The sequence below is a fragment of the Photobacterium sp. BZF1 genome (assembly GCF_014349205.1).
Lineage (GTDB): Bacteria > Pseudomonadota > Gammaproteobacteria > Enterobacterales > Vibrionaceae > Photobacterium.
Map to the genome: position 1 here is coordinate 23,979 of NZ_JACSOF010000075.1, position 6,000 is coordinate 29,978.

Below are 6,000 nucleotides of genomic sequence, written 5' to 3' on the forward strand. Positions count from 1 at the left end.
CAGGTTATCACTGAAGATAGTTACGGCAAGCACCAGACAGGTTATTTGGCTGCAATTCAGCCAAATAACGCTTGGTAAAGTACAAAGTGTTAACTAGATCAAAAAACTGGCGGGAGATTAGGTGAATTCAGCGGCAACAAAACGGTTTCGGCCTTGCTCTTTGGCCTTGTACAGAACCCGATCAACAATTTCATACATGTTTTCAACTGTTTCCAACCCCGTTGGTACCCAAGACACCATACCTTGGCTAACTGTTACAATATCAGCCGTGGTTGATTTTGAGTGCGGGATTTCGAGTTGCTGAATACACAGCTTTAAACGTTCACATTCGCGTACCGCTCTAGTTTTGTCACAATTACTCAGGGCAATCACGAACTCTTCACCACCATAACGGGCCGCAAGTTCACCTGCACGGCTGAAGTTTTTCTTAAGTTCAGTTGCAACCGCCTGTAAGCAGCGGTCACCTTCTAAATGGCCATAGTGATCGTTGAACAACTTGAAGTGGTCGACATCGAGCATGATCAAGGTCAATGGGAAGTTATTACGGCCATGCCAAGAAATAAATTCAGCCATTTTGGTATCAAGGTATCGACGGTTAGCTAGCTTAGTCAAACCATCTTCGTTCACTTGCTGTGACAACTTTTCGTTAGCTTGCTCTAAGCTTTTGGTCGCATCCTTCAACTGGTGACGCATATGGGCAATACGCTGCATCGCTTTGAGTTTTGCCGCCAGAACGATTTTGTTTACGGGTTTGACGATGTAGTCATCGCCCCCCATATCTATCGCTTTCGATATCATTTCAGGCTCATCATGCCCACTCAGGAATATGATAGGCACCCATTCAGGGTGTTTGATTCGAATTTGTTCTGCAACCTCAGTACCGCTCATATCCGGCATACTGACATCTAACAATAGTAAATCGGGATCAAACAAAGGATATCTCTCGATGGCTTCATGACCTGAAGCGACAGCTTCAACCACATGCCCGAGGCGCTGCAACCGCATGGCCAACTGCATCCTCTCGAGATGCACATCATCTACTAGTAGTATCCGCATCGCTTCCATCTAAGCATCCTATTGATATATTGGCTATTCCTTAAGCTATTTATAGCACAGAATGGCATGGCTTTATTGGTTCTATTAAAAAGTTTATGCAACTTATTTACAACTTAGCTTTTTCATGGGCTGGGACAATCTTACTCATCAGAGTGGCTACCAATCGGGCAGGCAGGCCATTGACTATATTCGTGAGCAAATTAACGTGATTGTTCTTGTTTATCCGCTATCTTATCAGTTGACATTTATAGAGAGGACTATAGGATTCCCTCCCTTAACAATTCATGCTTTAGGAATTAGCTATGTCTGATATTGAGAAAAAAGACGATCAAACAATTGAAGAAGTAAAATTCACTCTTGATGACTGTTCACCAGAACTTCGTCAAGTTGTTGAGTTTGAAGAAGTGCCTGAAGAGCTTCTAGACATGCTAATTAACGTATATAAAGCGTCTGAGCCGACGTCACGTGAAGCTTGGGATCAACTTCCAGCAAGTGCTCAGAATGTACTAGATAACTTCGAGCAATTTCATGCACTAATTGCACTAAGCCAAAGCTACTCAGGTGTTGATTTCCTTGGTGAAATGCAGGAAAGCGAAAAGCCGTCAGACATGACTGACGAAGAATACACAGATTACAAAGCAGTAATGCTAGATAAAGTTCTGCACAACTGTGTCAAGGATATGTGTAAGCAGCTGAAAAAAGCTCGCCGCAACCCACCAATGAAACGTGAGTTCCAGGAAATTTTCAAGAAGTAACCTTATTAGTTACTGGAAAACGCAACATAGTATCAAAGGGAGCCTAGTGCTCCCTTTGTTTTCTGCAGCAATTATTCGCATATCAATTATTTTTTTTCATGATAAAATAAGCACCTTCAATCAATTAGGCATCATTATGTTCAAACTGTGATTCCTATTGCCAATCAACGATTAAAATAGCATTTAAGCAAGAGGCTCTGAGGTATCAATGTCTGGCCAGAAGCAATTTAAATTCACTAATGAGCTTGTTTTTATTCCGGCTCTAGGGGTTATAAAGTCAGACACTACCAGTCAAAAGCTCAACCTTTCAGAGCAATATATTCTGCTCTACCTGATTGAGCATGCAAACTGCCCAGTAACAAAAGAAGATTTGCTTAATGCCGGTTGGCCTGATCGGGTTGTCTCTGAAGCCTCTCTTTTCCAAGCAATTCGTAGCTTACGGGTTAAGCTACAGGAAAACACCAAGGGTGAAATCATCGAAACCCTACCTCGCGTTGGTTACCAGATCACCCAAGTTTCAATCGAAAGATATTCCGATTTATCCACAGCCACTGTGATAAAGAAAACAGCCCCGTATTTACCTTACCTTTCCATTGCAACCCTTGCGGCTGGTCTTTTGCTTGTAGGTAGTTATCTCTGGTTCACTGGGTACAAATACCCAGACAAACCACATTACATCACCCGCACGAGTATGCTGCAAAACAGTATCGTCACACTGATCTCTACCAGCGAAAAAGAGATAAGCGAACTTCAAGCAAAGCTTGATGACCTACATGACACCTATTCCCAACTTGATAATGTGCCGGACTTAACAAACCTAAAGCTCTATGCATTCAAGGGGAAAGACTCATACTCTCTTGCATGGTGCCGCGTTGATGAAAATAACCATTGCTTACCCAACACTGATTTCTCATATCAAATTAGCGATGAAGGCTGGCGACTGTTTAAGCTCAAGGTTATGCAAGACTTACCTCTTTCTCGCCAAGACCCAATTATACAGACCGAACTCGCCCGCGAACCGACATCACAAGTCTTCCTTAACTTTGTTGATGATTCAGGTATCGACTCTCAGGTTGTGTACCATTACATCACCAAAGATAAAGACAATAAGCTTAACTTCTCGTATTTAAACTTTATTTCTGAAGAAAAAACAGGCTATCACCATGCTCTGTCAATCAGTTCGGCAACCTTGACTGTGGTAGAAAATGAATCCCCTTTTATTTCGACTATCGAGCTCAAGCCTATCATGTACCACTGGGCTTACCAGCCTAATGAGTTTGTCAATGAAGACACATCAACGGCCATTTACCTTGAAAGTAAGGTGAAAGATCAATTTCTCGGTAAAAATATTGGCTATAGCTATCTTCTCTATCAGCAACCTTTTGTTGATCTGGTTTTAAATGATCAAGTCGGTATCTTTTGGGTTCATAACAGTGAAAAAGATGCCAAGATTTTTAACTACAAGCGCCAAGCGATAACACAATAAGCCTTATCACAGCATATAAAAAAGCAGCTCGCCTGAGCTGCTTTTTCTTTTCAGTATATTCCTGCACCATTCAATAAGATCAAATCATTTTTCCAAGCAATATGAGTGTTTTGATAAACTTATACATGACATTAGCTTTTAACGCATTGCAGCTTGCTGCATAAAATAAAGATATAAATCAGAATGACTCTAAATAACAGATACTTAAAACGTTCATGGCTGTTCGCCCTGATACTGTTTTTCTCCGGTTGCGCTGTTTATGCTGGGCTTAACTTTGACCAGCAATTCGGCAAACCCCAACCGCAGGAAAGAATAGCGGCTGATACTTCTCCCATTGCCAATCACTATTTGGACACAGTGAAGCCCATCATTGAAAATCGCTGTGTTGTCTGCCATGCCTGCTATGATGCACCCTGCCAATTAAAAATGTCTTCGGCAGAAGGCATAGACCGTGGTGCCAGTAAAGAAAAGGTATATGAAGGAACCCGACTTCTCGCTGCGAATACCACACGTATGTTTATTGATGCTCAGTCAACGGCTGAATGGCGCGAGAAAGGGTTTAACCCCGTTCTTAATGAACGTATCCAATCCGAAGAAGCAAATACCCAAGCCGGTGTCATGGCGCGTATGCTTCAGCTTAAACAGGCACACCCCCTACCCGAGCAGAAAGTCCTTAACCATGATGAATGGGACTTTTCATTAGACCGGGATCAGCAATGCCCAACCATTGAAGAAATGGCGAAGTATGAGCAGAATTATCCGCAATGGGGGATGCCTTATGGCCTACCTCAGATTAGTGACAATGAGAACCAAGTTCTGATGGACTGGCTAGCAAGTGGTGCCTTAATGGCAACTGCACCTCAGCCTAACTCAGCCACCCTATCTAAAGTGGCAGAGTGGGAAGCCTTCCTAAATGGAAGTAGCCTGAAGCAACAACTGGCAAGTCGCTATATTTACGAGCACCTGTTTGTTTCTCACCTTTATTTTTCAGATCAACAACACCCAACATTTTTCAATTTAGTGCGTTCCCGTACCGCTCCAGGTGAACCAATCGACCTTATTGCAACGCGACGTCCTTATGATGATCCCGGCGTCGAGCGCGTTTACTACCGCTTCCAACCTGTGCGGGAGACCATAGTCGATAAAACCCACATGCCTTATGCCTTGAATAAAGCCAAGCTCACTCGTTTTAACACGTTGTTTATCGAGCCGGAGTATAAGGTAACATCAATGCCGAGCTACCACCCGGACATTGCCGCCAACCCATTGATTGCATTCAAGCAAATCCCAGTCGATAGCCGCTATCGCTTCATGATTGATAACGCCCAAAATACCATCATGGGATTTATCAAAGGACCGGTATGCCGAGGACAATTGGCACTGAATGTTATTAATGATCACTTCTGGGTATTCTTCGTGGATCCTGCGATGGCTAACACCCCTTCTGTTGATGAGTTTTATGAGACTCAGGCAGACAATTTGAGGCTACCGGCAGAAAATGAGAGCAACACGCTACCTGTTGCTAATTGGATTTCTTACTCCAAGCAACAAGGGCGTTTCCTCAAAGCAAAAAATGCTTTCCTCAATGATGCCTTCAAGAACGGCGAGCACTTAACTACCGATCTAATTTGGGATGGGGATGGCTACAACGACAATGCTAGCCTAACTGTCTTCCGCCATTTCGACAGTGCAACCGTCACAAAAGGTCTGGTTGGCAGTCAGCCAAAGACGGCATGGGTCATCGACTACTCCTTGCTTGAGCGTATCCATTACCTATTGGTTGCAGGCTTTGATGTATACGGAAACTTCGGCCACCAGCTTGTAACACGTATGTATATGGACTTCTTGCGTATGGAGGGTGAATCTAACTTCCTCTCTTTATTGCCAGCAGAGGTACGAAGAGAGCAACTGGCCTACTGGTATCAGGGCTCCAATAAACACCTAAGCGATTACCTTCAGGGTGATATTAACGAATTCGATCAACCGACCGGAATCAAGTATCACACCGAGCATCCGAAAAATGAGCTATTCGGTATGCTACAGGAGAAGCTGAAAGTAGTCTTGCCAGATCGATACGATTTCACTCAATCACCACTTGCCAAAAATGGATCTCTTGCGCTGTACAAATTGAACCGGTTGAGCGGTAAGCAAGCAAGCCTGTTACCTGAGATTACCTTCATCATGGTCGAGCCAACCGAGACTAACCAAGAAGCGGAGCTTTTCACCCTGATCCGCAATAGCGCCCACAAAAACATCTCAAGCCTATTCGATGAAGAGTCTAACCGTCTTCCTGCCCAAGACAATGTGACTCTAGTGCGTGGCCTGCTCGGTAGTTACCCTCGAGCTTTTTGGCACCTAAAAGCAACAGAGTTAGATGATGCAGCCAAGCAGATCAACGCCATCACATCAGAAGAAGAATACCGACTGTTTTTAGATAAATACGGGATGCGACGTACCAGCGCTGACTTCTGGTCATTCAGCGACAAACTTAATGAAATCAACCAAAGTATGTTCCCTATCGAGTCAGGGTTACTTGATTACAACCGGATTGAAAACCGCTAATCAGTACCAAATACGTACCTACTCTATTCCAGGCCCCATTAGGTAATGCCGATCGTTTAAGGCACTTGAACGATCCTAATATTGCGTAATAATCCCTACCAGCTTTTGTTGGTAGGGATTTTTTATATGTTGGTTAATGAG

4 protein-coding genes are annotated in these 6,000 nt (G+C 43.6%); 3 read left to right on the top strand and 1 reads right to left on the bottom strand.

Going from position 1 to position 6,000, the window contains the following annotated elements; translation table 11 throughout:
* Positions 1-117 precede the first annotated feature (117 nt).
* A complete protein-coding gene (locus tag BIZ37_RS17145) occupies positions 118-1,065 on the bottom strand; it encodes a diguanylate cyclase domain-containing protein (protein WP_187462517.1) in 948 nt (315 codons plus the stop codon).
* Positions 1,066-1,358: 293 nt separating this feature from the next.
* Here BIZ37_RS17145 and BIZ37_RS17150 point away from each other — a divergent pair, with 293 nt between their 5' ends.
* The 3 genes from BIZ37_RS17150 (at position 1,359) to BIZ37_RS17160 (ending at position 5,859) form a co-directional block, all read left to right on the top strand.
* The gene (locus tag BIZ37_RS17150) at positions 1,359-1,811 is read left to right on the top strand and encodes a DUF3069 domain-containing protein (RefSeq protein ID WP_107296353.1); all 453 of its coding nucleotides are present in this window, start codon (positions 1,359-1,361) and stop codon (positions 1,809-1,811) included.
* Between the two features lie 208 nt (positions 1,812-2,019).
* Positions 2,020-3,297, top strand: a complete 1,278-nt coding sequence (locus tag BIZ37_RS17155) for a winged helix-turn-helix domain-containing protein (RefSeq protein ID WP_187462518.1) — start codon at positions 2,020-2,022, stop codon at positions 3,295-3,297.
* Positions 3,298-3,480: 183 nt separating this feature from the next.
* The gene (locus BIZ37_RS17160) at positions 3,481-5,859 is read left to right on the top strand and encodes a fatty acid cis/trans isomerase (protein WP_187462519.1); all 2,379 of its coding nucleotides are present in this window, start codon (positions 3,481-3,483) and stop codon (positions 5,857-5,859) included.
* Positions 5,860-6,000: the final 141 nt, after the last annotated feature.

Coding starts and splice junctions, on each gene's coding strand:
- BIZ37_RS17145 (WP_187462517.1), bottom strand. CDS start 1,065: ATGGAAGCGATGCGGATACTACTAGTAGATGATGTGCATCTCGAGAGG.
- BIZ37_RS17150 (WP_107296353.1), top strand. CDS start 1,359: ATGTCTGATATTGAGAAAAAAGACGATCAAACAATTGAAGAAGTAAAA.
- BIZ37_RS17155 (WP_187462518.1), top strand. CDS start 2,020: ATGTCTGGCCAGAAGCAATTTAAATTCACTAATGAGCTTGTTTTTATT.
- BIZ37_RS17160 (WP_187462519.1), top strand. CDS start 3,481: ATGACTCTAAATAACAGATACTTAAAACGTTCATGGCTGTTCGCCCTG.